Here is a 25,123-nt window from a genome sequence, read left to right as displayed (position 1 = left end):
TATGGCACGCTCTGAACATGTCTGACCTGCCTGACCCGCGTTTCCTCGACGAACGAACCGCCCACTGGGCGCAAACCAAGCCCGACTCCGAGGCGATCACGTACCTCGACCGCACCTGGACCTGGGCGCAGTGGAACGACCGCGTGCGTCGGCTCGCCGGCGCGCTGACCGAGCGCGGCGTCGAACGCGGCGACGTGGTGGCGTTCCTGGACAAGAACCACCCCGCCTGCGTGGAGATGACGCTGGCCGCCGCGTCGCTGGGCGCGGCCAACGCGATCATCAACTTCCGGCTGGCCGCCGACGAACTCGACTACGTGCTCAACGACTCCGACGCCAAGGTGCTGGTCGTCGGGGCCGAGCAGAAGGCCGGCATCGACAAGATCCGCGGCAAGCTCACCAACATCGAGCACATCGTCGAGGTGACGCCCGAGGGAGCGGACGGCGACGAGTACGAGGCGATGCTGGCCTCGGCCACGCCGGTGAACCGCGGCGCCGACGTCCAACCCGACGACGTGGCCATCATCATGTACTCCTCGGGCACGACGGGCCGGCCCAAAGGCGTTGAGCTGACGCAGGCCAACATCATCGCGCACACCATCAACGCCCACGAGGGCTTCAACTTCGACGAGGGCGACAAGAGCATGGTGTCGATGCCGCTGTTCCACGTCGGCGGCTCGTCGTATGTGCAGTTCGGGCTGCACGACGGGTTGCCCAGCGTGATGACCCGCGAGGTCGACGGCGCCTCGTTGGCCGGCGCGATTCTGCAGGGCGCCAACCGAACCTTCCTGGTGCCCGCGGTGCTGGCCAAGGTGCTGGAGTCCGGCGAGGACGCGGTGAAACTGTTCGGCGCGCTCAAGACGTTCGCCTACGGCGCGTCCCCGATGCCGCTGCCGCTGCTGCGTGCGGCGTTGAAGGCCTGGCCGAACACCGATTTCATGCAGGTGTACGGGCTCACCGAGGTGTGCGGGGTGATCAGCCACCTGCTGCCCGAGGCGCACCGCGACCCCGGCCGCGAGGAGCGGCTGTCCAGCGCGGGCACGCTGGTGCCCAACGCCGAGCTGCGCGTCGTCGACCCGGACACGCTGGACGAGGTGCCGACCGGACAGCAGGGCGAATTGTGGTTCCGCACACCGCAGTTGATGAAGGGCTACCACAACAAGCCGGAGGCGACGGCCGAGGCGATCACCTCCGACGGCTGGTTCCGCACCGGCGACATCGGGCGCATCGACGAGGAGGGCTACATCTTCGTCGAGGACCGGCTCAAGGACATGATCATCTCCGGCGGTGAGAACATCTACTCGATCGAGGTCGAACGGGTGATGGCCGAGCATCCCGCGGTCGCCGACGTCGCCGTCATCGGCGTTCCCGACGAGAAGTGGGGTGAGGTCGTCAAGGCCGTTGTCTCGCTGGAGGGTTCGGCCACTCCCGAGGAGCTGATCGCGTGGTGCCGCGAACGGCTGGCGGGCTACAAGTGCCCCAAGAGCGTCGACATCACCGACGAGCTGCCGCGCAACCCCACCGGCAAGATCCTGAAGAAGGAACTGCGCAAGCCCTACTGGGAGGGCCGCGACCGGGCGACGGTCTAGTGCACCGAGCTACTGGCGCACCGGGATCGCGATCTCGTTGCGGCGGCGAAACGGCACCGTCCAGGGCGGGTCGTAGAACCAGGCCTGTGCCGACCCGACGACCTCGATCCCGTTGGTGCGTAACACCTCCGAGAGTTCCTGTGTCCGGGCGGCGACGGCGTGCGCGCTGAGGTCGCCGCTGAACCGCAACACGGCGACCGTCTCACCCGGTACGGTCACCAGCCGCACCTCGTCGTCATCCGGGGTCGGCAAGGTGTCCATCGTCCACTTCGACGGCATGTAGAACCGGATCGTCGAGTGTTCACCGTTTCGGGCTTGCGCCACCGGCGCCGTCATCGCGATCTTCTCGCGTGACTGCTGGCTGACCGGCGCGGTCATCGCGATCGTCTCGTCGCGATGGTTGCCGCCGAAGATGTACCCGGCGAGGCGGCGAAAACCGATGTAGCGGGCACGGTCTTCGTCGGCGGTCACCGTGGTCTCCGCGGCGATCCGCGGACCGTACCGCCGGATCTCCACGCCATCGGTGAGCTCGGTGCCCACGTAGTGGGGCTCTTCGGTGCCCGCCCGGATGCCCACGATCGACAGCACTGATTCCGCGACCTGCACGGGAATCTCGAGCAGCCGCATCATCGTGGGCTCCCGATCACGGTGGGAAACGGCACAATTCTCCTCGCACTCGAATGTTCGCCTGGAGAATTTGCCGGTTGCGCACAGAATTAAACATCGGCGGTGGGGCAGGATGGACGATATGCCGGAGCTCGACGACCTTCTGGACCGCATGCACGTCGTCGCGCTGCCGATGCGAGTTCGGTTCCGCGGCATCACCGTTCGCGAGGCGGCGCTGATCGACGGGCCGGCCGGCTGGGGCGAGTTCGGTGCGTTTACCGAATACGAGCCGCCCGAGGCCGCGCACTGGCTGACGGCGGCCATCGAGGCCGCCTACCACCCGTCGCCGCCGACGCGCCGGGACCGCATCCCGATCAACGCCACCGTGCCCGCCGTCGCGCCCGCGCAGGTGCCCGAGGTGCTGGCCCGGTTTCCCGGGGCGACGACGGCGAAGGTCAAGGTCGCCGAACCGGGCCAGACCCTGGCCGACGACGTCGCGCGCGTCAATGCCGTGCGTGCCCACGTGCCCACCGTGCGTGTCGACGCCAACGGCGGCTGGAGCGTCGCCGAGGCCGTCGACGCCGCGGCCGCGTTGACCGCCGACGGGCCGCTGGAGTACCTCGAACAGCCCTGCCCGACGGTCGCGGAACTGGCCGAGTTGCGCCGCCGCATCGACGTGCCGGTCGCCGTCGACGAGAGCATCCGCAAGGCCGACGACCCGCTGCACGTGGTGCGCGCCGACGCCGCCGACGTCGCGGTGGTCAAGGTCGCCCCGCTGGGCGGGGTCGGGCGGCTGCTGGACATCGCCGCGCAGATCGACATCCCGATCGTGGTGTCGTCCGCGCTGGACACGGCCGTGGGGATCGGGCGCGGGCTGCTGGCCGCCGCGGCGCTGCCCGCCCTGCACCATGCGTGCGGGCTGGGCACCGGCGGTCTGTTCGTCGAGGACGTCGCCGAACCCGCGCCGCTCGTCGACGGCACGCTGCCGGTGAGGGCCGTCGTGCCGGACCCGGCCCGGCTGGAGACGCTGGCCGCCGCGCCCGACCGCAGGCAGTGGTGGATCGACCGGATCCGGGCCTGCTACCCGCTCGTGTCCTAATTTGTGGGATGCATGGCATAGACGCCATCGCGCAGGGGCACCACACTGATGACGTGCGATCGGTGGTGATCCTCGGCTATCCGGGTGTCCAGGCTCTCGACCTGGTCGGCCCGCACGAGGTGTTCACCGGCGCCTCGACGTATCTGGGCGCCCACGGCCGCGACGGCTACGCGGTGCGCGTGGTGACCGAGAACGGCGAACCCGCGACCACGGGTACCGGCCTGGCGCTGGTCGCGCAGCCGCTGCCCGACCCGTACGAGCCCGTCGACACCGTGATCCTGCCCGGCGGATTCGGCGTGGACGAGACCCGCGCCAACCCCAACGTCATCGCATGGATCCAGGCCGTCGCGCAGCACGCGCGCCGCGTCGTCAGCGTCTGCACGGGCGCGTTCCTGGCCGCGCAGGCCGGCCTGCTCGACGGCTGCCCGGCCACCACGCACTGGGCGTTCGCCGACCGGATGGCGCGTGAATTCCCCTCGGTGACCGTCGATCCGGAGCCGATCTACCTGCGCAGCAGCGAGCGGGTCTGGACCGCGGCGGGCGTCACCGCGGGCATCGACCTGGCGCTGTCGCTGGTCGAGGACGACCACGGCACCGACGTCGCGCAGACCGTGGCGCGCTGGCTGGTGCTGTATCTGCGCCGGCCCGGCGGGCAGACGCAGTTCGCCGCCCCGGTGTGGATGCCGCGGGCCAAGCGCACGCCGATCCGGCAGGTGCAGGAAGCCATCGAAACCGAACCCGGTGGGCCGCACAGCATCCCGGAGTTGGCGCGCCGCGCCGCGATGAGCCCGCGCCACTTCACCCGGGTGTTCAGCGAAGAGGTCGGCGAGGCGCCCGGCGCCTACGTCGAACGGATCCGCACCGAGGCCGCGCGCCGTCAGCTCGAGGAGACCGACGACACGCTCACCGTCATCGCCGCGCGCTGTGGCTTCGGCACCGCGGAGACGTTGCGCCGCAACTTCGTTCGTCGGCTCGGGGTGTCACCCGACCAGTACCGCAAGACGTTCGCCTAGCAGAGGAGATCACATGCAGATCGCGATCATGGTGTACCCCGGCTACACCGCGCTGGACTTCATCGGCCCCTACGAGGTGCTGCGCAACCTGCCCGACACCGAGGTGCGGTTCGTCTGGCACGAGCCCGGGCCCGTCGCCGCCGACTCCGGGGTGCTGCTCATCGGCGCGACCCACTCGTTCGTCGAGACACCGTCACCCGACATCATCCTGATTCCCGGCGGCGGGACGACGTTCGAGCACGCCCGCGACGAGAAGGTGCTCGACTGGGTCCGGCGGGCCCACCAGACGTCGACCTGGACGACCTCGGTGTGCTCGGGCTCGGTGATCCTGGCCGCCGCGGGCGTGCTGGAGGGCCGCCGGGCCACGTCGCACTGGATGGCGCTGCAGACGCTGCGCTCGTTCGGCGTCGAACCGGTGGGCGATCAGCGGATCGTGGGCGAGGGCAAGATCGTCACCGCGGCGGGCGTCTCGGCGGGCATCGACCTGGGGATCTGGCTGTGCGGGCAGATCGGCGGCGAGGCCAAGGCCAAGGCGGTGCAGCTGGTCATCGAGTACGACCCGCAGCCGCCGTTCGACTCCGGGCACACCTCCAAGGCGTCGGTGGCCACCAAGGCGGCCGCGTCGGCGCTGCTGACCAGGGACATGGTCAAGCAGCACCAGCTGTCGCCCACGGTGAAGCTGGTGTGGGGTGCGGCGATCAAACGGGCGCGGCAACGGGCGGTTTCGGCGCGCTAATGCCCCGCCAGGGTCCGCGAGCGCGCCGAAACCGCCGAACGGATGGCGGCGAGGACCCGCTGCGGGTACTCGACGAGGTCCAGCCAGGTGAAGCGCAGAACCTGCCAACCGTGCAGGATCAGATGGTTCTGGCGGTTCCGGTCATGCTGGAACGCCTCCTCGTCGCTGTGGAATGCCCAGCCGTCGACCTCGATCGCGATTTTCAGCACCGTGAACGCGACATCGATCTTGTACGGGCCGAATGGGTGGTTCGCCCTCCACCCGGTGATACGTGCGTTGCGGAGCAGTCCGAGCAGCAGCCTCTCCGCCTCTGAGCGGGCGCCATCCGACGCCGCGTGCAACAGTCGGCGTGCTCGCGGCGAGCCGTACCGGCCCTTGTTGCGCAGCTGCGCCCGCCACAACTGGCCCAGCTCGACATGACGCTGTAGCGCAGAATCCATCAGCCTCGCTCCGCCGCCGCGCTGGACCGCGGCTTCCAGCACCGTCAGTTCCGGCGCCGTCAGCCGAAGCCCGTCTCGCTCGACGACGTCTGACGGCTCGAGGTCGCGCCGTCGCACCCGGGACCCGTCATGCCTGCGTCCGTGACTGTTCCGAGGGACGGTGACTTCGACGAGGTCCGGGGCGAACCTCGTGAGGCGGTGCCACCAGGCGGCGGTGAGGCCGCTCGCCGCAGCCTGTGGGCCGTAGCCCCACACCGCTGCGCGGATACGCGCTGCGTCGGTGAAAGGCCGATCTTCGACGAAGTACACCCCCGGCGTGCACCTGCGCCAACGCCCGGAGGCCACGCGTCGTTGCACGACTTTGTGGGTCAGGCCGGCCCTGCGCGCCTGAGCAAGCGTGATCACGCCGTCATGACGGCGCAGATAGTCGTCGATCATGATCGTTCGGACGCGCGCGAGGGCCCCGCGGTTCCACTTCCGGCGATTTCGGCGCGCCGACGCCCCGCCACGGGCCATATCCGCGCCGAAATCGCCGCGAGATACGGTCGTCAGCGTGAATCTGGCCTACGACGACCGCGGTAGCGGCCCCGCTGTCCTGTTCATCGCCGGGCGCGGCGGTGCGGGCCGGACCTGGCATCTGCATCAGGTGCCCGAGTTCCAGCGGGCCGGCTATCGCTGCATCACCTTCGACAACCGTGGCGTGGGCGCCACCGAGCAGGCCAGCGGGTTCACCATCGAGACGATGGTCGCCGACACCGCCGCGCTGATCGAGAAGCTCGACGCCGCACCGGCCCGGCTGGTGGGGGTGTCGATGGGCTCGTTCATCGCCCAGGAGCTCATGCTGGCGCGCCCGGAGCTCGTCGACCGCACGGTGCTGATGGCCACCCGCGGCCGCGCCGACCGCTCCCGCGAGTTCTTCCGCAGGGCCGAGGTGGAGCTCACCGAGTCCGGCATCACGCTCCCGCCCAGCTATGACGCGAAAATCAGGCTGCTGGAGAGCTTCTCGCCGAAGACCCTCAACGACGACGCGAAGGTCCGCGACTGGATCGACATGTTCACGATGTGGCCGACCAAGCCCACCCCTGGGCTGCGGGCCCAGCTCGGGGTCGCCCCGGAGGGCAACCGGCTGGCGGCGTACCGCGTCATCCAGCACCCGACGCTGGTCCTCGGGTTCGCCGACGACGTGGTGATGCCGCCGCATCTGGGCCGTGAGGTCGCCGACGCCATCCCCAAGGGTCGCTACCTGGAGATTCCCGACACCGGGCACCTGGGCTTCATCGAGCAGCCGCAGGTGGTCAACGAAGCGGTGCTGAAGTTCTTCGCCGATAGTCTGGAGTCGTGAACCCATCGACCGCGCAGGCCCGCGTGGTCGTCGACGAACTCATTCGCGGCGGCGTGCGAGACGTCGTGCTGTGCCCGGGGTCGCGCAACGCGCCGCTGGCCTTCGCCCTGCAGGACGCCGACCGGGCCGGCCGCGTCCGGCTGCACGTGCGCATCGACGAGCGCACCGCGGGCTTCCTGGCGATCGGGTTGGCCGTGGCCGAGCAGGCGCCGGTGTGCGTGGCGATGACGTCGGGCACCGCGGTGGCGAACCTCGGCCCGGCGGTGGTGGAGGCCAACTACGCGCGGGTGCCGCTGATCGTGCTGAGCGCCAACCGGCCCTACGAGCTGTTGGGCACCGGCGCCAACCAGACGTTCGAGCAGCTCGGCTACTTCGGCACCCAGGTGCGCGCGTCGATCAGCCTGGGCCTCGCCGAGGAGGCGACCGAACGGATGGCCGAGCTCAACGCGCAGTGGCGCTCGGCCACCTGCCGAGTTCTGGTGGCGGCCATGGGATCTCGCTCGGCCAACGCGGGCCCGGTGCAGTTCGACATCCCGTTGCGCGAGCCGCTGGTGCCCGACGCCAGCGAAGGCCGCGATCCCCATGCGTACGCGCCCGAGGGCCGGCCGGGCGGCAAGCCGTGGACGTACACCCCGCCGGTCACGTTCGACCAGCCGCTGGACATCGACCTCACGCCCGACACCGTCGTCATCGCCGGGCACGGCGCGGGCGAGCACCCCAACCTCGCCGCGCTGCCGACCGTCGCCGAGCCGACGGCCCCGCCCGCGGCCAACCCGCTGCATCCGCTGGCCTTGCCGCTGGTGCACCCCAAGCAGGTCATCATGCTGGGCCGGCCGACGCTGCACCGGCCGGTGTCGGCGCTGCTGGCCGACCCGTCGGTCCCGGTGTACGCGTTGACGACGGGCCCGCGCTGGCCCGACGTCTCCGGTAACTCGCAGGCCACCGGCACCCGCGCGGTCACCACCGGCGCGCCGCATCCGGGCTGGTTGAAGCGCTGCGAGGAGTTCAACCGGCATGCCGTGGACGCGGTCCGCAGCCAGCTCAAGGCGCACCCGCTGACGACGGGGCTGCACGTGGCCGCGGCCGTGGCCGACGCGGTGCGGCCGGGGGACCAGCTGGTGCTCGGCGCGTCCAACCCGGTGCGTGACGCGGCGCTGGTCGGGCTGAACCCGCACGGCGTCAAGGTGCGTTCGAACCGGGGCGTGGCAGGCATCGACGGCACGGTGTCGACGGCGATCGGGGCGGCGCTGGCGCATGAGCGCACGGCCGGCGGCCGCACGATCGCGCTGATCGGCGACCTGACGTTCGTCCACGACAGCTCCGGTCTGTTGATCGGGCCGACGGAGCCCACCCCGCGCAACCTGACCATCGTGGTGTCCAACGACAACGGCGGCGGCATCTTCGAGCTTCTCGAACAGGGCGATCCGCGGTTCTCCGACGTGTCCTCCCGGATCTTCGGCACCCCGCACGACGTGGACGTCGGCGCGCTGTGCCGGGCGTATCACGTGGAGAGCCGCCAGCTCGAGGTCGACCACCTCGCGGCCGCGCTCGACGAGCCGTTCGACGGGATGCGGGTGCTGGAGGTGAAGGCAGACCGGTCCTCGTTGCGGGCACTGCACGCGTCGATCAAGGCGGCGCTGTGAACATCGGCAAGATCCGGAATCTACTCGCCGCGCTGCGCAGCGTGATTCCGGACCTGTCGGCGGAGCCGAACGGATCGCGGACTCAGCGGGTGTTCCGCCGCATCCGCATCGGCATCGTGATCGTGGCGTGTCTGGTGACGTTGCAGTCGGTGCTGATGGTGCTTGGCGCGTGGCGCAACGACCGGCAGATCGAGCGGCACATGGGGGTCGCGGAGGCCGAGGTGCTCAGCGCGGGTCCGCGGCGCTCGACGATCGAGTTCGTCACGCCGGACCGGGTGACGTATCGGCCGGAGCTGGGGGTGCTGTACCCGTCGGAGCTGGAGACGGGCATGCGGATCTATGTCGAATATGACCGCAACGACCCGGATCTGGTGCGGGTGCAGGACCGGAACGCGGCGCTGGCGATCATCCCGGCCGGCTCGATCGCGGTGGTGGGGTGGGTGATCGCGGGGGTGGCGTTGCCCGCGACCGGCCTGATCCAGCGCCGCATCGAGGGGGTTCAAAGCGCCCAAAGGGACAAACGGGCGGAAAAGTGCGAGTAAATTCTTCCGCCATTTCGTCGATCTCGGCGCAGGGTGGGCGCATTTCGGCGCAGGGTGCGCGCGCGGTCAGGACTGGATGAGCTTCCGCAGCCAGTCGTCGTCATAGATGTCGAGCCGCTCGTCGTTCACCAAATCGAAAACCGTTGGCGTACCGGTCCTCAACGGATCGATCTCGTAGAGATAGCCGAAGTTCGACACCTCCATGTCGGCGATGTTCACCGCGGACCCGCCGGTGGCGACGCGCTTGACCGCACTCTCGGGAAGTCCTGCGTCCCTTGCTATCTCGGCCATTTCGTCGTCGCTCGGGCCGGGCCCGCCCGGATCCTGGTTGGTCCACAGCTCCCGGACGAACCGCTGGAACTCGGCACCGGTCGCGTCGGCGTCGGCGGCCAGGAACAATGCGTTGCTCACCCGCGCCGACTGCCCGTCGACCTCGCTGTCGAGAAACGTCAGCGGACGGTAGGTGACCTTCAGCTGCCCGACGCCGATGTAGTAGGCCAGCTCGTCGCCGAAGTCGGCCTGCAGGTCCGCGCAGTGTGTGCACTGCGGCTCGGTGAAGATCTCGATGCGCGCCGGCGCGTTCGCGAAGCCGGCGACGACGCCGAAGCCGTCCTCGCTCACCTCCACAGGGGGCTTGTCGGGGTCGGGCTGCGCGGCGCCGGCGACGTGTCGGGTGCACCCTGCCGCGACCAGCGTGACACCGATCGCCAGCAGCGCCAGGACACGGGATATCCGCATGTCAACCGCCCTTTCCTTGGTGCGCACCCTACTCGATGAAACGGCGGTGCCGCATCCGTTGTCGGCACCAGGTCTTCGTCCGCCGTACGCCGCGACGCAACCTCGCCGACATCAGTCGCGGAGACCATTCAGGTGTGCGCGTTGCCATCGTCGCAGAGTCCTTCCTCCCGAACGTCAACGGCGTCACGAACTCGGTGCTGCGGATACTCGAGCACCTTCGCCGCACCGGCCACGAAGCCCTCGTCATCGCCCCGGACACCCCGCGCGGCCAACCGCGGGCCGACCGCGTGCATGACGGCATCAGGGTGCACCGGGTGCCGTCGCGCATGTTCCCCCCCGTCACCTCGTTGCCGCTCGGCGTGCCACGGCCCCGGATGGTCGGCGTGCTCCGCGGATTCGACCCCGACGTCGTGCATTTGGCGTCACCGGCGCTCCTTGGGTACGGCGGGCTGCACGCCGCACGGCGCCTCGGCGTGCCGACCGTCGCGGTGTACCAGACGGACATCGCCGGTTTCGCGCAAAGCTACGGCGTCGCGTTCGCCGGCCGCGCCGCGTGGGCGTGGGCCCGGCATCTGCACAGCCGCGCCGACCGCACCCTGGCGCCGTCCACCGCCGCCATGGAAGATCTGACCGCACACCGCATTCCGCGGGTGCACAAGTGGGCACGCGGCGTCGACGTCACCGGGTTCGCCCCGTCGGCGCGCGACGACGCGCTGCGCCGCCGATGGTCACCGGACGGCAGGCCGATCGTCGGCTTCGTCGGCCGGCTCGCCCCGGAGAAGCATGTCGAGCGGCTGGCGGCTCTGGCCGCTCGCGACGACCTGCAACTCGTGATCGTCGGCGACGGGGTCGACCGCAAAAAGCTCCAAACAATGTTGCCCTCAGCGGTTTTCACCGGCGCGCTGTACGGCGAGAAGCTGGCCGCCGCCTACGCCTCGATGGACGTGTTCGTCCACCCCGGAGAGCACGAAACGTTCTGCCAGGCCGTGCAGGAGGCGATGGCCTCCGGCCTGCCCGTCGTCGCACCCAACGCCGGCGGCCCGCGCGACCTGGTCGCGCCCTACCGCACCGGGCTGCTGCTCTCCGTCAACGGATTCGAGACCGAACTGCCCGCGGCGGTCGACCACCTGATCGCCGAGCGGCCGCGCTATGCGGTCGCCGCCCGCCGCAGCGTGCTCGGTCGCACCTGGCCGGCCATCTGCGACGAGCTGCTCGACCATTACGCGGCCGTCCAACACCGCCGAGCAGACGTGAAAACCCCCATTTCGGCATGAATTCGGGGGTGTTGGCGTCTGCTCGCGCCAACGGACTCAGCCTTGGGCTTCGATGGCCACCGGCTGCCACTGCTCCCACGTCTTGATCCGGTCAGCGTATTCGGCCTTGGCCATCCCGAGCCCGACCTCGCCGAAAAACACGCGCAACGGCGGGTTTTCGGCGTCGACGACCTTGAGCAGAGCCCGCGCCGACGCCGTCGGGTCGCCGGGCTTGGCGACACGCTGACTGCGAATCCGGTCGGCCTCCTCGTGCACCTGCTCGTAGTCGGGCAGCGGCGCGGACCGCCGCGACGACGAGCCGCCCCAGTCGGTGGCGAAGCCGCCCGGCTCGATCAGCGTGACGTGAATTCCGAACGGCGCCACCTCTTGGGCCAACGACTGCGAGAAGCCCTCCAGGGCCCACTTCGACGCGTGATAGAGCCCGAGGTTCTGAAACGCCAGCACCCCGCCGATCGACGAGACCTGGACGATGTGGCCGCTGCGTTGCGCCCGCAGGTACGGCAGCGCGGCCTGGGTGACCCACAGCGCGCCGAACACGTTGGTCTCGATCTGATCGCGCGCCTCCTGCTCGGTCACCTCTTCGACGAAACCGAAGTGCCCGTAGCCGGCGTTGTTCACGACGATGTCGAGGCGGCCGAAGTGATCGTGGGCCTGCTTGACCGCAGCGAAGTCCGCCTCGCGATCGGTCACGTCCAGCTGCAGCGGCAGCAGCGCGGAGCCGTACGTCGACGCCAGATCGTCCAGCGTCGCGACGTCACGCGCGGTCGCCGCGACCTTGTCGCCGCGCTCGAGGGCCGCCTTCGTCCATTCGCGGCCGAACCCGCGCGATGTCCCGGTGATGAACCACACTTTTTCGCTCATGGCCCCATATATCCCCACGACGGGCGTTCCCATTCCCGGACCCGGCCGGTTCACAGGTAGCGTCGTCGCCGTGAGCCGCGCGACGCTGGACAAGGACCCGCACGAGGTCGCTTCGATGTTCGACGCGGTCGCGCGTCGCTACGACCTGACCAACACCGTGCTGTCGCTGGGCCAGGACCGGTTCTGGCGGCGGGCGACGCGCTCGGCGCTGCGGATCGGGCCCGGCGACAAGGTGCTCGACCTGGCGGCGGGCACCGCGGTGTCGACGGTGGAGTTGGCGGCGTCGGGGGCGTGGTGTGTGGCCGCGGACTTCAGCGTCGGGATGCTGGCCGCCGGTCGTGAGCGCAACGTGCCCAAGGTGGCCGGGGACGCGACGCGGCTGCCGTTCGCCGACGGCGTCTTCGACGCGGTGACGATCAGTTTCGGGCTGCGCAACGTGGTGGACCACACCGCGGGGCTGCGCGAGATGGCGCGGGTGACCCGACCCGGCGGGCGGCTGGTGGTGTGCGAGTTCTCGACGCCGACGAACGGGCTGTTCGCCACCGTCTACAAGGAGTACCTGATGCAGGCCCTGCCGCGAATCGCCCGCGCGGTGTCGTCGAACCCGGAGGCCTACGTTTACCTCGCCGAGTCCATCCGCGCGTGGCCCGACCAGCGGGCCCTGGCATGCGAGATTGCCGAGGCCGGCTGGTCGCAGGTGCGGTGGCGCAACCTCACCGGCGGCATCGTCGCGCTGCACGCCGCGACCAAGCCTTAGCTGACAATCGGGGCCGCCTTACGGCGTGTCGCTGCCCACCCGCGGAGAATCGCCATTAACTTAGCGGCATGTCGAGTGATGCTCAGCACACTCACTTGTCCCGCAGGACGTTCCTGGTCGGAACCGCCACTGCGGCGGCGCTGGCCTCCATGCCGCCGCGCGCTCGGGCCGCGCCCGGCAAGACGGTCGCGGTGTTCGGCGCCGGCATCGCGGGGTTGACCGCCGCGCATGAACTCGTCGAGCGCGGCTATCAGGTCACGGTCTACGAACGAAAAGAACTCGGCGGCAAGGCCCGTTCGATACCCGTGCCGGACTCGGGGGCCACGCCGTTGCCGGCCGAGCACGGCTTCCGGTTCTTCCCCGGCTTCTACAAAAACGTCACCAACACGATGCGGCGAATCCCGTTTCCCGGCAACCGGAACGGCACCTGGGAGAACCTGACCCGCGCGACGTCGTACCTGCACTCCGGGCTGGGCCGCTCGGATCTCACTGTGCCGCTGCCGCTTCCGCTTCCGACGATCCCCAACCCGATCACTCCGGAGGTGTTCATCGAATCGGTCACCACCGTGTTCGAGACGCTGTTCCGGCTGCCGCCGTTGGAGGCGGTGTACGCCGCGCAGAAGCTGGCCGTCTACGTCACCAGCAGCAACGAACGCAAGCTGGGCCAGTGGGAGAACATGACGTGGGAGGACTACATCGGGGCGAACCGCAAGTCTCACGAATACAACCGCTACCTGGCCGACGGCATCATCCGCAACCTGGCCGCGTCCAAATCCAAAGACGCCAGCGCACATTCGATCGGTCTGGTCGGCGAAGCGTCGGTCTGGTCCATCCTGATGTTCGGAAACGACATCGACGGCAAGGGTTTCGACCGAGTGCTCAACGGGCCGACCAGCTCACAGTGGCTGGACCCGTGGGTCGAGCACCTGCGCGATCAGGGCGTGCAGTTCCGCGTGGGGCAGGCGCTGGCGCGGTTGACCCCCAACGGCAAGCACATCGAGTCGGCCACCGTGGTCAGCCAGGGCGGCATCCCGCAGCCCGTCGTCGCCGATTGGTACATCTCGGCGATTCCGTGCGAGAAGCTCGCCGCCGTGCTCACCCCCGACGTCATCGAGGCCGACCCGCAACTGGCCAACATCGCCCTGCTGCGTACCGAGTGGATGAACGGCCTGATGTTCTACCTCAAGGACCGCGTCGACGTCACGAAGGGCCACGTCAACTACGTCGACTCCGGATGGGCGATCACGTCGATCAGCCAGGAGCAGTTCTGGAAGAAGAGCCTCACCGAGTACGGCGACGGCACCGTGCGCGACTGCCTGTCGGCGATCATCTCCGACTGGAGCACCCCGGGTAACTTCAACGGCAAGAGCGCACGGGACTGCACGCCCCAAGAGATCGCCCAGGAGGCGTGGCAGCAGATCAAGGCCCATCTCAACGACACCGACAAGGTGCTCGACGACGACATGCTGCACTCATGGTTTCTCGACCCGGCGATCATCGACTCGGGCACACCGGACGTGCGCAACGACGAACCGCTGTTCATCCAGGATCCCGGGTCGTGGCACCGACGACCCAACGCGGTCACCGGGATCGACAACCTGTTTCTGGCCGGCGAGTGGATCAAGACCGACCAGAACGTCACCACGATGGAGGGCGCCAACGAAGGCGGGCGCTACGCGGCCAACGGGGTGCTGCAGGCGTCGGGTTACAACGGCGACATGGTCAAGATCGTCGAGCTGTTCCAGGCGCCGTGGTGGGAACCGTTCAAGCAGCTCGACCGCGGCCGGTACATGTCGGGCCTGCCGCACATGCTGGACATCTTCGACACCAGATGGCCGACCAGATGACCTGGGCGGGCCCGAAACACCGGCGCCGCGTTATACGGTCACGCCCATGCCGGAGGTGTTCGACGCCGTCATGCACGAAGTCGCTCGGCTAGCTGACGGACTGAGTGCTGTTGGGTGGCAGGATGATTTCGCCCCTGCTTTGCTGTGACGGCGAGCGTTGCTGCTCTCCGAGTCGTTCGCACACACCGACATAGGGCACGTCTCGACATGGCCCGCTCGGCGCCGCGACGGCAACGCCGGCCGAGCCCAGGGCCGCGGTGACGACGATCGCGCCGAGTGCCGCTCGAACTGCCAGGCTGCGCATCGTGGTTCCTTCCCTCGATGCTTGTGTTAAACGCCGTTACCTCAAAGAATAATCCCGGCGCGTGCCCGAGAACAGTTCAGCTAGCAGGGCTTACAGTTAGCCAGACTCCACAACGCCTGCGTCCCAAGCCCGTTGCGTCTGCGCGCCGACGCGGCGGTCATGGGTCTGCTGAAAGTTGCGTCCGCCCCGGCCGAAAGTGGCGATGACGGCCGCGGGCACCTCGGGTTCGGTGAGCGGCCGCGCCAGCCACCGGCACGGTCGGACGTGGACCAGATCCACCGTCGCACCGGCACTGTCGTAGAAGTACGGGCCGTCGATCCGGCCCAGCCAGTACATGCCCGCGGTGTCGCGCGTCCACACGAACGACCCATCCTCGACGTCGGCGAACCGGTCGACGCGGCGCTGAAGCCGCTCGTCGGCGCCGGCCTCGCCGAAGCCCACCAACCCCAACGCCAACGCGCGATCGATCGTGGCCGCCGCCTCGAAATCGTCGCTGCGGGAACGCATCGGGGCGCGGTAGACCGCGGGAGCGCCCATCAGATGAACGGAGGGCGGTCGTCGATGCGCCGCGACGCCTTCCCCGCCAGGCGCCACACCCGGGCCACCCAGTCGGCGTCCTCCTCGGTGACGAAGTTGCCCATCACCCGCACCGCGATCGTCATCAGGAAGTCCGACCGCATCGCCACCCGCCCCGCCAGCGGCAGGAACCGCGGAACCGTCAACAGCAACGCCAACCGCCGCGCCACCGAGAACCCGCGCGCATAGTGCGCCGAGAGCACCGCCGGCCACGCCGCCGACAGGTCACCGGAGCCCAACAGCTCCGCCGCCAGCCGTCCGGTCTCCAGCCCGTAGTCGATGCCCTCGCCGTTCAGCGGGTTGACCAAGGCCGCCGCGTCGCCGATGAGCATCCAGTTCGGCCCGGCCACCCCCGACACCGCGCCGCCCATCGGCAACAGCGCCGACAGCGCCGCGCGCGGTTCGCCCGTGAAGCCCCACTCCTCGCGGCGCAGCCCCGCGTAGTACGACATCAGCGGCCGCAGCGCCGCGTCGGCCGGCCGCCGTGACGTCGCCAGCGCGCCGACGCCGATGTTCACCTCGCCGTTGCCCAGCGGGAAGATCCAGCCGTAGCCGGGCAGCACCTCACCCTCCGGGGAGCGCAGCTCCAGATGCGACGTGATCCACGGCTCGCTGGCCCGCGGGGTGGCGATGTAGCCGCGGACCGCCACGCCGTAGACGGTTTCCTTGTGCCACTGCCGGCCCAGCTCCCGGCCCAGCGTCGACCGTGCGCCGTCGGCGACGATCAGCTCGCCACATCCGATCGACGCCCCGTTGTCCAGTTGCAGCGTCGACACCCGTCCTGTCGAGTCATGCTGCACCCCAACGGCCTTCACGCCCAACATCATCTTGGCGCCCTCGTCGACGGCGACCATGCGGATGCGGTCGTCGAGTTCGGTGCGCGGGACCGCGCTGGACGTCGCCGGGAACGACGGTCCGGGCCACTCGATTTCGACGTCGGCGCCGAAACCCGACATCCGCAACCCGCGGTGGCGCACCCGGTCATCCAGCCACGCACCCAGCCCCAACCGCTCCATCTCCTGCACGGCGCGCGGCGTCAGACCGTCGCCGCAGGCCTTGTCGCGGGGGAACTGTGCGGAATCGATCACCAGCACGTCGCGCCCGGCGCGGCACGCCCAGATGGCAGCCGCCGATCCCGCGGGTCCGGCACCTACCACCACCACGTCGGCTCGCGAATCCATGGTTCCCAGTATGTTGGCTGTGTGAGGACACCGGCGAGCGTGGTGGCGGGAGTGGATTTCGGTGACCCCGCGTTCGCGCAAGACGTCCGCGACGCGGTGGCCCGTGTCGAGGATCTGATGGCCTCTGAGCTGGGCAAAGCCGATGAGCTGATGGCCGAGGCCGTCCAGCATCTGTTCCAGGCGGGCGGCAAGCGGTTCCGCCCGCTGTTCACCGTGCTGTCGGCGCGGCTGGGTCCCGAACCCGACGCGTGGCAGGTCACCGTCGCCGGTGCGGTCATCGAGCTCGTGCACCTGGCGACGCTGTATCACGACGACGTGATGGACGACGCGCAGATGCGCCGCGGCGCGCTGAGCGCCAACGCCCGCTGGGGCAACAACATCGCGATCCTGGCCGGCGACTACCTGTTCGCCACGGCCTCGCGTCTGGTCAGCACGTTGGGGCCGGAGGCCGTGCGGGTGATCGCCGACACGTTCGCACAGCTGGTCACGGGCCAGATGCGCGAAACCCGCGGCGCCGCCGATCACGTCGACTCCGTCGACCACTACCTCAAGGTGGTGTACGAGAAGACCGCCTGCCTGATCGCGGCGTCCGGCCGGTTCGGGGCGACGTTCTCCGGCGCCGACGACGAGCAGATCGAGCGGCTGTCCCGCCTCGGCGGCATCGTCGGCACCGCGTTCCAGATCTCCGACGACATCATCGACATCGACAGCGACCTCGAGGAATCCGGCAAGGTGCCCGGCACGGATCTGCGCGAAGGCGTGCACACCCTTCCGGTGCTCTACGCGCTGCGCGAAACGGGTCCCGACGCCGACCGGCTGCGTCAGCTGCTGGCCGGGCCGGTCGAGGACGACGACGACCTGGCCGAGGCGCTGCGGTTACTGCGGATCTCACCGGGCATGAAGCGGGCCAAAGAGACCGTCGCCAAGTACGCCGCGCAGGCCAGCGACGAGCTCAACCAGCTGCCCGCGGGCCCGGGCCGCGACGCGCTGGCCACGTTGGTGCACTACACGGTCCACCGGCACGGCTGAGGCTGACGGAACCGGGGGGATCGCTGCAGCGTTATGTCAGGCGAAGACTTCCAGCTCTGCCCAAGAGCTCCAAGCAGGAGGAATCCGCGATGACGTGGAACCCGCACGCGAACAGGTTCAAGACGTTTTTGTTGCTGGCGCTGTTCTCGGCGTTGATCGTCGCCGTCGGCGCGATGTTCGGCCGCAACATCATGTTCCTGGCCGTGCTGTTCGCCGTCGGGATGAACGTCTACATCTACTTCAACAGCGACAAGCTGGCGCTGCGGGCGATGCACGCGCAGCCGGTCACCGAGATGCAGGCGCCGGTGATGTACCGGATCGTGCGGGAGCTGGCGACCGCTGCGCGACAGCCGATGCCGCGGCTCTACATCAGCGACACCGCGGCGCCGAACGCGTTCGCGACGGGCCGCAATCCGCGCAACGCGGCGGTGTGCTGCACGACGGGTGTCCTGCAGATCCTCAACGAACGCGAGCTGCGCGCGGTGCTCGGGCACGAGCTGTCGCACGTCTACAACCGCGACATCCTGATCTCCTGTGTGGCCGGGGCGATGGCCTCGGTGATTACCGCACTGGCCAACCTCGCCTTCTTCGCGAGCATGTTCGGCGGGAACCGCGGCGGCGGCGCGAATCCGTTTGCGATTCTTCTGGTTTCGCTGCTGGGTCCGATCGCGGCCACGGTGATCCGGTTGGCGGTGTCGCGGTCGCGGGAGTACCAGGCCGACCAGTCCGGCGCGGAGCTGACGGGCGATCCGCTGGCGTTGGCCAGCGCGCTGCGCAAGATCAGCGCGGGAGTCGAGCAGGCGCCGTTGCCGCCGGACCCGAAACTGGCCGATCAGGCGCACCTGATGATCGCCAACCCGTTCCGCGCGGGCGAGAAGATCGGCAAGCTGTTCTCCACACACCCGCCGATCGAGGACCGGATCCGCCGGCTCGAGCAGATGGCCGGCCGCGGCCCGTACTGAGCGATTTCGGCGCGCGACCGGGTAACGCACGGCCGTCGAGCAGCGATGACCTGAGTATGCTGCGAGTCCCCAGCGCACCGTTTAGGGTGTGGACGTGCTGAACAGAGTCCTGATCGGCGCCCTCGGCGCGGCCGCGGCCCTGGTAGGCGGGCCGGGCGTCGCTGCGGCGCAGCCGTCACCGCCGCCGCCTCCGCCCGCTCCCGATGTGAACGCGTTCGCGCCGGTGAAGCTCTCGGAGTATGCGGTGATGGACGGCAGCTGGTACGCGTTTCGGACCCCGGACGGGTTGACGTGCGTGCTGCAGCGCAGCGGCGGCTACGGCTGCAGCGGCGCGATCCCCGCCGCGCCCAACGGCGCGAACTTCGTCAGCGGCGGGCCCGGAGTGCCCGGGTTCGCCAACGCCGACGCCGCGGTGTTCGGCTTCGTCGGTGACGTCAAACCGCTGCCCGCGGGTTCGCGGATCAGCTTCCAGACGGTCAGCTGCGGCAGCGACGGCTCGGTGACGACCTGCGCGGACAGCCGCAACCAGTCCGGTTTCGTGCTCAGCCCGGCGGGCAGCTACATCATCAACGGCGGCCGCGTTCCGCTGCTGGATCGGCCCGAGGGCACCAACCCGTTCTTCAACTAGTACCGCTCGCCGGGCTGCTGTCAGAAACCGGAGCCGTGCACCTCGTGGCCGGGCTTCTCGACCATCAGCCCGCGGTAGGCCTGCTCGACGGTCGAACCGTGGTTGACCACGGCGTCGACCTCGCGCGCGATCGGCATCGACAGCCCGTAGTCGTTGCAGAACTCCATGACCACGCTGGCGGCCTTCACGCCCTCGGCGACCTGGTTCATCGACGCGATGATCTCCTCGAGCGGCTTGCCCGCACCCAGCTGTTCGCCGACATGGCGGTTGCGGCTGCGCTGCGACGTGCACGTGACGATGAGGTCACCCATGCCGGCCAGGCCCGCGAACGTGTCGCGGTGTCCGCCCATCGCCTCGCCGAGCTTCGACATCTCACGCACGGCGCGCGCCATCACCATCGCGCGCGTATTCTCGCCGATCCCAAGCGAATAGCCCATGCCGACCGCGATCGCGTACACGTTCTTCAACGCGCCGGCCATCTCGACGCCGACCACGTCGTCGCTGGTGTACGTGCGAAACCTCTTGGTGCGGAACAGCTGTGCCAGGTTCGCGGCGAGTTGCTGGTCGGGCATCGCGAGCACCGCGGCGGCGGCGTAGCCCTCGGCCACCTCGCGGGCGATGTTGGGCCCGGCGAGGATGCCGGCCGGGTGCCCGGGTAGCACCTCGGCGACGATCTGGCTCATCCGGTAGTTCGTGCCCTGCTCGAGCCCCTTGACCAGCGACACCACCGGTACCCAAGGCCGCAGCTCCTTGGCGAGTTCGGTGAGCACCGCGCGAAAGCCGTGCGACGGCACGCCCATGACGATGACGTCAGCGCAGGTGGCCGCCTCGGAGAAGTCCGTCGTCGCCTTCAGCGACTCCGGCAGCTCGACCTCGTCGCCGAGGTATTTGGTGTTGCGGTGGTTGTCGTTGATGTCCTTGGCGGTCTCCTCCGAGCGCACCCATTGCAGGGTCGGCCCGCGCCTGGCGCAGATGGACGCCACGGTGGTGCCCCAGGAGCCCCCTCCGAGAACGACGACTTTGGGATCCCGTTTCGCAGCTGCCATGCCCGTCAGCGTAGGACCGACCGCCACTTTTGTACTCGGGTCAGGCGATTTCGCTGTCCACCAGCGCCCGCAGCCCCTGCTGGTCACGGCCCTGCGCGACGCCGAGCGACACCAGCACCCGCGCCCGGTGCGGCGTCAGCCCCGGCGCCAACTGTGCCCCGCCCGCCGCGAGGGTGGCGACTCCACCGGGGTAGCCGTAGCGCGGTGCGACCCGGGCGTCGGGGGCCCGCGTCGTGACGACGATGTGGGTTCCGTCCGCGATCAGCCGCTGCGCCGCGGCGGCCTGTCCGGGTGGCAGGTTGCCCGCCCCGTTGGCGGCGACGACGACGGCTGGGCGGCCCGCTCCCGCGAACGCCAGCACCGCACCGTCGTCGCCGAGGCCCGCCAGCACGACGGGCACCGGGTGGACCGGCGCGTTCGGTGCGCCGTGGGCCGGCCCGCGTGGCGGCGTGCGGTACCAGTCGATGTGTCCGCCGCCGACGATGCCGAGCGCACCGCGGCCGGGCGCGTCGAACGCGTCGCGCGCCACCCCGGACACCTTGAGCACCTCGCGGGCCGCGAAGATCCGCCCGGCGAACACCACGACGGGATCGATGTGAACGCCCGAGGCGGCGACCGCCACCGCGTCGGCGAGGTTGGCGGTGCCGTCGCTGTCGGGGCGCTCACCGGTGACCATCGATCCGGTGACGACCACGGGCACCGGCCACCGCTGGCGATACGCCAGCCACGCCGACACCTCCTCGATCGAGTCGGTGCCGGTGGTGACGACGACGCCGCCGACGCCCTCGGTGACCAGCTCGCCGATCCGCACCGCCAGCCGCTCCATCAGCGCGAAGTCGACTTCCGAGCCGCCGACCAGCGCGAGATCCTCGGCGCCGCCGAACCCGTCGACGCGTGACGCCAACACCGTGGCGGCGGCGAAAGGCACTGCGCCCGCGGCGGTGTCGCGCATCGAGATGGTGCCGCCCAGCCCGATGAGCCGGACGTCGCTCACTGCGTGACGCCGTCCAGAGGTCCGCGCACGATCAGGGTGCGGTAATCGGGGATGGTCGCGTCGGCGGGCACCCGACCGATGCTCTGCGCCCAGCGGGCCCGGTCGGCGAGGTCGGCGGGCAGCTCGGGACCCAACTGGGTGGTGAACTGGAATTCGTCGACGACCCCGCTGATCAACTGCTCGTCGAGGCCGGTGGCCCTGGCGACGGCGGTGAGTGCGGCCGGGTCGCGTTCGGTCAGCGGCGCGTCAGCCTGCCGGACCGCCCCCAGGAACGCCGACAGGTCGGCTTCGCGAGTGGCCAACGTGTCGGCGTTGGTGAGGTAAAGGCTGTGCTGGTTGTACTTTTCGTCGCCCTGCAGTTCGACGGCGTCGGGTCCGAGCGCGGCGATCACCTTGGCCAGCGGGGGCTGGAAGACGGCGACGACGTCGACGTCGCCGTTGGCGATCGCGGTGACGATCTCGGCGGGGCCGGTCTGGATCAGCTCGGCGTCGACGTTGGCCTCGCTCAGGAACTTGGTGGCGAAGTAGTGGGCGCTGCTGCCGAGCGGCACCGCGACCTTGCGGCCCTGCAGGTCCTCGATGGAGTTGATGCCCGCGGACCGGCGGGCGACGAAACGGCCCTCGGGCCAACGGGATCCGTCGGCGATGATGCGCAGGTTGGGGCTCTTCAGCGCGGCGGCGGCGGCGGGCACGTCGCCTCCGGTGGCGACGTCGACGGCACCGCCGGTCAGCGCCTCGAGCGCCGCCGCGCCGGTCGGGAAGGGCACGACCTCGATGTCGACGCCGGAGGCGGCGAAGTAGCCGAGGTCCTCGGCGACGGGCACCTGCGACCAGCACGGGTCGACCACCCAGCCAAGCGTCAACGCCTGCTTGGAATCGGCGGCGTTGCCACCGCAGGCCGTCAACGCCATCATCAGCAGTGCGGTGAGGAATACGCGAATCGTCACGAGCGGTCTCCCAGGGGTGTGTCGATGGTGGGGCGGAGCAGGTCGTGCAGGCGGCGGCGCAGCGGGGCGTATTCGGCGAACTCGGCGACGCGGCCGGTGGGGCGCGGGCGGGGCAGCGGGTTGTCGAGCTGTTCGGCGATCGAGCCGTCGACGCCCATCACGACGATCGACGACGCGATGCGGATGGCCTCGTCGACGTCGTGGGTGACGAAAACGATGGTGGTGCCGGTCTTTTCCCACAGATCGGTGACCAGATCCTGCATCTGGCTGCGGGTCAGCGCGTCGAGCGCGCCGAACGGCTCGTCCATGAGCAGCACCTGTGGGCTGTTGGCCAGCGCGCGGGCGATGCCGACGCGTTGGCGCATGCCGCCGGACAGCTCGTGGGGCAGCTTCCCGGCGACGTTGGGGGACAGGCCGACCGCCTCGAGCAGCGCGTCGACCCTGCCGCGTCGTTGCGACCGCGGTACTTTCGCGGCGCGCAGCGCGAACCCGATGTTGCCGCGCACCGAGGCCCATGGGAACAGCACGTCGCGCTGGAAGACGACGCCGCGTTCCCGGCTCGGGCCCGTCACCAGCGCGCCGTTGAACGACACCTCGCCGGTGGTCGGGTGGACGAACCCGGCGATGCAGTTCAACAGCGTGGACTTACCGCATCCGGAGGGGCCCAGCACCGCGAGGAACGTGCCCGCGTCGATGCTCAGATCGAGATCGTCGAGAACTGTGTTGCCGGAGGCGTATTCGACGGTGAGGCCGGCGACGCCGATGCCTGCGGCGGTCATGACTGTTCCTTCGCCCAGCGCACCAGCCCGCGGGTGCCGCGGTGGAACAGCTGGTCGGCGAGCGCCCCGACGACGCCGAGCGCGACCAGGCAGGCGAACAGCCGGTCGGGCTGGCTGAACAGCCGGGCCTGGTCGAGACGGAATCCGAGACCTTCGGTGACGCCGGCTTGTTCGGACGCCACGATCAGGATGAGCGACATCGCTATGCCCTGGCGCAGACCGGTGAGGATGAACGGCAGCGCCGCGGGCACCACCACCGAGGTGAACACCTGATGGCGTGGCGCGCCCAGGCAGGCGGCGACGCGCAGGTAATCCTCGCGGGTGGAGGCGATTCCGGCGTGGGTGTTGACCCAGACGGGAAAGAAGACGCCGAGGCTGGTGAGGAACAGCTTGGACTCCTCGCCGATGCCGAACCAGAGAATGGCAAGGGGGACAAGAGCGATGGCGGGGATGGGGCGGATCACCTGGATCGTCGGCTCGAGCAGCACGCGGGCGATCCGACTGCGCCCGGTCAGCGTGCCGATCACGATCGCGAGAAACGACCCGAGGAGGAAGCCGCTCAGCGCGCGGCGGAAGCTGGCGGTGGCGTCGGCGACCAGGGTGCCCTGGGCGTACATGTCGCCGGCGGCGCGTACGACGTCGGCAGGTGACGGCAGCAGCGACGGCGAGAAGATGCCGAGGCGCACCAGCAGCGCCCACAGCCCGACCACCCCGACGAGGCTGAGGACCGAGAGGACGCCGAGCAGATAGTTGTGGTGGTCGCGCGTGGGGACCTCAGCGCGGCGTGCACGGCGTTGCGCCGCCAAGACCGCCATCGCGTGCCCTTCCGTACCGTGCATGGACGAAGGTCACCGTAATTCGGTTTGCCGCGCGCGCCGGGGCCGCGAGGTCGGGGCCGACCGGGGCGCCGACGAATGCGCCATCCGCCCGCCCTGTTGAGCTGGGCAAATACCACGCCGTCGGGGCCATTGCGCCACCCCGGCGCGCTGTCACGACTTCGGATCAGGCTGAGTCCAGCGTCGAGGTCAGGGCTGCGCCTGCGCCACGAGCATCCGGCACAGCTGCTCCCGGTGATGCCGTGCGTCGCCTGACAGCAGCGAGTTGACGCGGGCCCGCCTCAGGTACAGATGCAGATCGTGCTCCCAGGTGAACCCGATCCCGCCGTGCAGCTGGAGCGCCTCGCCCGCGACCTCGTTGACGGCATCGGACACATAGGCTTTCGCGACGCTGACCGCGTGGTCGATGTCGTCACGGCGGCTGTCGAGAGCCATCGCGGCGTAGTAGGTGGCCGCCGTGCTGGCCTGAACCCGGATGCGCATGTCGGCGCACTTGTGCTTGACGGCTTGGAAACTGCCCACGGGACGGCCGAATTGGACGCGGTTCTTGACGTAGTCGACGGTCATCGCGAGCAGGCGTTCGCCGATGCCGACGAGTTCGGCGCACACCAGCACGGTGTTGAGCTGCTGCGTGCGGGCCAGCGATCGCTCCGCCGCATCGCCTGCGGCGACGAGCCCGTCCGGCGGCACGGCGACCCCCTCAAGCGTGACGTCGCAGTATCTGCGGGTGACGTCGAGGGTCTGCTGCCGGTCGATCCGCAGGTTCTCGGCGTCCGCGGGAACCAGGAACCGCGCCGGTGCGTCGTCAAGCACCGCGTCGACGAGCAGCAGCTGGGCGGCGTCGGCGTCCTGCACCGAGACCTTCGACCCGGTGATGCGATAGCCGTCGCCGTGCCGTTCGGCGCGGGTCTGCATGCCGTCCGGCGTCCACGGCCGGCCCGACTCCGCGAACGCCCACGTCGCGATCAACGAGCCTTCGGAAATCGACTGCAGCACCTTGGATTTCGGCTCACCCTCGGCGCGGCTCAGGGCATCGGCCGCGACGACCGTCGGGATGAACGGGGTGGCGGCCAGTCCGCGGCCGAGCTCGATGCCCACCAGCGCCAGATCGATCGACAGCTGGCCCAGCCCGCCGTCGACCTCCGGAATCGCCAACGCGGGCCAGCCGAGCTGTGAACCCAGCCGCCACACCTCGGCGTCGAACCCCTCCGGGCCGTCGATCAGCGCCCTGGCGCGGTCGACCGAGGATTTGCTGGCGAGCAGGGAACGGGTGGAGTCGACGAGGCCGCGCTGCTCGTCGGAGAGCTCGAAATCCACGGAGACTCCTTCGCTGAAGCTGCCGATGGCGAATGAGGGG

General features: G+C 69.7%; 26 protein-coding genes. 13 read left to right on the top strand and 13 right to left on the bottom strand.

Features of this window, described 5'->3' with window-relative positions; genetic code table 11:
- Nucleotides 1-17 precede the first annotated feature (17 nt).
- On the top strand, nt 18-1,586 hold the full coding sequence (locus MELE44368_RS10685; RefSeq protein WP_128108436.1) for a long-chain-fatty-acid--CoA ligase: 1,569 nt from the start codon (nt 18-20) through the stop codon (nt 1,584-1,586).
- Between the two features lie 9 nt (nt 1,587-1,595).
- Here the strand turns inward: MELE44368_RS10685 and MELE44368_RS10680 are convergent, their stop codons facing one another.
- Nucleotides 1,596-2,213 carry an SOUL family heme-binding protein gene (locus MELE44368_RS10680; protein ID WP_128108476.1) on the bottom strand — a complete coding sequence of 206 codons (618 nt, stop codon included), beginning with the start codon at nt 2,211-2,213 and terminating at the stop codon, nt 1,596-1,598.
- Nucleotides 2,214-2,334: 121 nt separating this feature from the next.
- Here MELE44368_RS10680 and MELE44368_RS10675 point away from each other — a divergent pair, with 121 nt between their 5' ends.
- The 3 genes from MELE44368_RS10675 to MELE44368_RS10665 are packed head-to-tail and all read left to right on the top strand — an operon-like array spanning nt 2,335 to nt 5,040.
- A complete protein-coding gene (locus tag MELE44368_RS10675; RefSeq protein WP_164890088.1) occupies nt 2,335-3,291 on the top strand; it encodes an o-succinylbenzoate synthase in 957 nt (318 codons plus the stop codon).
- An 8-nt stretch (nt 3,292-3,299) separates the two neighbouring features.
- Entirely contained in the window at nt 3,300-4,304 is a 1,005-nt protein-coding gene (locus MELE44368_RS10670) for a GlxA family transcriptional regulator (protein WP_164890083.1), read from the top strand.
- 13 nt (nt 4,305-4,317) lie between these two features.
- Nucleotides 4,318-5,040: a DJ-1/PfpI family protein gene (locus MELE44368_RS10665; protein ID WP_128108434.1), complete on the top strand. Its 723-nt coding sequence runs from the start codon at nt 4,318-4,320 to the stop codon at nt 5,038-5,040.
- Here the strand turns inward: MELE44368_RS10665 and MELE44368_RS10660 are convergent.
- Nucleotides 5,037-5,918 (bottom strand): DUF559 domain-containing protein, encoded by an 882-nt coding sequence (locus MELE44368_RS10660; protein ID WP_128108433.1) that lies wholly within the window; start codon nt 5,916-5,918, stop codon nt 5,037-5,039. The genes MELE44368_RS10665 and MELE44368_RS10660 overlap by 4 nt on opposite strands.
- Before the next feature lie 115 nt (nt 5,919-6,033).
- Here MELE44368_RS10660 and MELE44368_RS10655 point away from each other — a divergent pair, with 115 nt between their 5' ends.
- Genes MELE44368_RS10655 through MELE44368_RS10645 form a run of 3 tightly spaced genes read left to right on the top strand, consistent with a single transcriptional unit; the run spans nt 6,034 to nt 9,007 of the window.
- A complete protein-coding gene (locus MELE44368_RS10655) occupies nt 6,034-6,822 on the top strand; it encodes an alpha/beta fold hydrolase (protein ID WP_128108432.1) in 789 nt (262 codons plus the stop codon).
- Nucleotides 6,819-8,465, top strand: a complete 1,647-nt coding sequence (gene menD / locus MELE44368_RS10650) for a 2-succinyl-5-enolpyruvyl-6-hydroxy-3-cyclohexene-1-carboxylic-acid synthase (RefSeq protein WP_128108431.1) — start codon at nt 6,819-6,821, stop codon at nt 8,463-8,465. Before MELE44368_RS10655 ends, menD begins: the two co-directional genes overlap by 4 nt.
- A complete protein-coding gene (locus MELE44368_RS10645; RefSeq protein ID WP_241566559.1) occupies nt 8,462-9,007 on the top strand; it encodes a DUF3592 domain-containing protein in 546 nt (181 codons plus the stop codon). Before menD ends, MELE44368_RS10645 begins: the two co-directional genes overlap by 4 nt.
- Nucleotides 9,008-9,073: 66 nt before the next feature.
- On the opposite strand, the gene MELE44368_RS10640 is transcribed toward MELE44368_RS10645, so the two are convergent.
- Complete coding sequence (locus MELE44368_RS10640; protein ID WP_128108430.1) at nt 9,074-9,745, bottom strand: DsbA family protein; 672 nt, start codon at nt 9,743-9,745, stop codon at nt 9,074-9,076.
- A 134-nt stretch (nt 9,746-9,879) separates the two neighbouring features.
- Here MELE44368_RS10640 and MELE44368_RS10635 point away from each other — a divergent pair, with 134 nt between their 5' ends.
- The gene (locus tag MELE44368_RS10635) at nt 9,880-11,019 is read left to right on the top strand and encodes a glycosyltransferase family 4 protein (protein ID WP_128108429.1); all 1,140 of its coding nucleotides are present in this window, start codon (nt 9,880-9,882) and stop codon (nt 11,017-11,019) included.
- 36 nt (nt 11,020-11,055) lie between these two features.
- Here MELE44368_RS10635 and MELE44368_RS10630 read toward each other — a convergent pair whose 3' ends face one another.
- Nucleotides 11,056-11,880 carry an SDR family oxidoreductase gene (locus MELE44368_RS10630; protein WP_083042424.1) on the bottom strand — a complete coding sequence of 275 codons (825 nt, stop codon included), beginning with the start codon at nt 11,878-11,880 and terminating at the stop codon, nt 11,056-11,058.
- Between the two features lie 70 nt (nt 11,881-11,950).
- On the opposite strand from MELE44368_RS10630, the gene MELE44368_RS10625 reads away from it, so the two are divergent.
- Together MELE44368_RS10625 and MELE44368_RS10620 are read left to right on the top strand one after the other, a co-directional pair.
- Nucleotides 11,951-12,637, top strand: a complete 687-nt coding sequence (locus MELE44368_RS10625; protein ID WP_064928504.1) for a demethylmenaquinone methyltransferase — start codon at nt 11,951-11,953, stop codon at nt 12,635-12,637.
- 68 nt (nt 12,638-12,705) lie between these two features.
- Nucleotides 12,706-14,484, top strand: a complete 1,779-nt coding sequence (locus MELE44368_RS10620) for a hydroxysqualene dehydroxylase (RefSeq protein ID WP_128108428.1) — start codon at nt 12,706-12,708, stop codon at nt 14,482-14,484.
- A gap of 88 nt (nt 14,485-14,572) precedes the next feature.
- On the opposite strand, the gene MELE44368_RS10615 is transcribed toward MELE44368_RS10620, so the two are convergent.
- The 3 genes from MELE44368_RS10615 to menJ form a co-directional block, all read right to left on the bottom strand.
- Nucleotides 14,573-14,788, bottom strand: a complete 216-nt coding sequence (locus MELE44368_RS10615) for a hypothetical protein (RefSeq protein WP_128108427.1) — start codon at nt 14,786-14,788, stop codon at nt 14,573-14,575.
- A gap of 96 nt (nt 14,789-14,884) precedes the next feature.
- Entirely contained in the window at nt 14,885-15,325 is a 441-nt protein-coding gene (locus tag MELE44368_RS10610) for a GAF domain-containing protein (protein WP_128108426.1), read from the bottom strand.
- A complete protein-coding gene (gene menJ, locus MELE44368_RS10605) occupies nt 15,325-16,545 on the bottom strand; it encodes a menaquinone reductase MenJ (protein ID WP_128108425.1) in 1,221 nt (406 codons plus the stop codon). The genes MELE44368_RS10610 and menJ overlap by 1 nt, the downstream gene beginning before the upstream one ends.
- A gap of 21 nt (nt 16,546-16,566) precedes the next feature.
- Here menJ and grcC1 point away from each other — a divergent pair, with 21 nt between their 5' ends.
- The 3 genes from grcC1 (at nt 16,567) to MELE44368_RS10590 (ending at nt 19,164) form a co-directional block, all read left to right on the top strand.
- The gene (gene grcC1, locus MELE44368_RS10600; protein WP_206613738.1) at nt 16,567-17,574 is read left to right on the top strand and encodes a nonaprenyl/(2E,6E)-farnesyl/geranylgeranyl diphosphat synthase; all 1,008 of its coding nucleotides are present in this window, start codon (nt 16,567-16,569) and stop codon (nt 17,572-17,574) included.
- 89 nt (nt 17,575-17,663) lie between these two features.
- Nucleotides 17,664-18,536: a zinc metalloprotease HtpX gene (gene htpX / locus MELE44368_RS10595; protein ID WP_128108424.1), complete on the top strand. Its 873-nt coding sequence runs from the start codon at nt 17,664-17,666 to the stop codon at nt 18,534-18,536.
- Nucleotides 18,537-18,630: 94 nt separating this feature from the next.
- The gene (locus tag MELE44368_RS10590) at nt 18,631-19,164 is read left to right on the top strand and encodes a hypothetical protein (RefSeq protein WP_407662052.1); all 534 of its coding nucleotides are present in this window, start codon (nt 18,631-18,633) and stop codon (nt 19,162-19,164) included.
- A 20-nt stretch (nt 19,165-19,184) separates the two neighbouring features.
- Here the strand turns inward: MELE44368_RS10590 and MELE44368_RS10585 are convergent, their stop codons facing one another.
- The 6 genes from MELE44368_RS10585 to MELE44368_RS10560 form a co-directional block, all read right to left on the bottom strand.
- Nucleotides 19,185-20,210: an NAD(P)H-dependent glycerol-3-phosphate dehydrogenase gene (locus tag MELE44368_RS10585; protein WP_128108423.1), complete on the bottom strand. Its 1,026-nt coding sequence runs from the start codon at nt 20,208-20,210 to the stop codon at nt 19,185-19,187.
- Nucleotides 20,211-20,250: 40 nt separating this feature from the next.
- Nucleotides 20,251-21,204 carry an asparaginase gene (locus MELE44368_RS10580; RefSeq protein WP_128108422.1) on the bottom strand — a complete coding sequence of 318 codons (954 nt, stop codon included), beginning with the start codon at nt 21,202-21,204 and terminating at the stop codon, nt 20,251-20,253.
- The gene (locus tag MELE44368_RS10575) at nt 21,201-22,151 is read right to left on the bottom strand and encodes an ABC transporter substrate-binding protein (protein WP_128108421.1); all 951 of its coding nucleotides are present in this window, start codon (nt 22,149-22,151) and stop codon (nt 21,201-21,203) included. Before MELE44368_RS10575 ends, MELE44368_RS10580 begins: the two co-directional genes overlap by 4 nt.
- On the bottom strand, nt 22,148-22,930 hold the full coding sequence (locus tag MELE44368_RS10570; protein ID WP_128108420.1) for an ABC transporter ATP-binding protein: 783 nt from the start codon (nt 22,928-22,930) through the stop codon (nt 22,148-22,150). Before MELE44368_RS10570 ends, MELE44368_RS10575 begins: the two co-directional genes overlap by 4 nt.
- Nucleotides 22,927-23,769, bottom strand: coding sequence for an ABC transporter permease (locus MELE44368_RS10565; protein ID WP_128108419.1), 843 nt, complete (start codon nt 23,767-23,769; stop codon nt 22,927-22,929). The genes MELE44368_RS10570 and MELE44368_RS10565 overlap by 4 nt, the downstream gene beginning before the upstream one ends.
- 186 nt (nt 23,770-23,955) lie before the next feature.
- Complete coding sequence (locus tag MELE44368_RS10560) at nt 23,956-25,083, bottom strand: acyl-CoA dehydrogenase family protein (RefSeq protein ID WP_128108418.1); 1,128 nt, start codon at nt 25,081-25,083, stop codon at nt 23,956-23,958.
- Nucleotides 25,084-25,123: the final 40 nt, after the last annotated feature.

The sequence above is a fragment of the Mycolicibacterium elephantis DSM 44368 genome (assembly GCF_004014805.1).
Taxonomy (GTDB): domain Bacteria; phylum Actinomycetota; class Actinomycetes; order Mycobacteriales; family Mycobacteriaceae; genus Mycobacterium; species Mycobacterium elephantis.
Note: the sequence above shows the minus strand (reverse complement) of the source record. Positions and strands in the feature narration are given on the sequence as shown.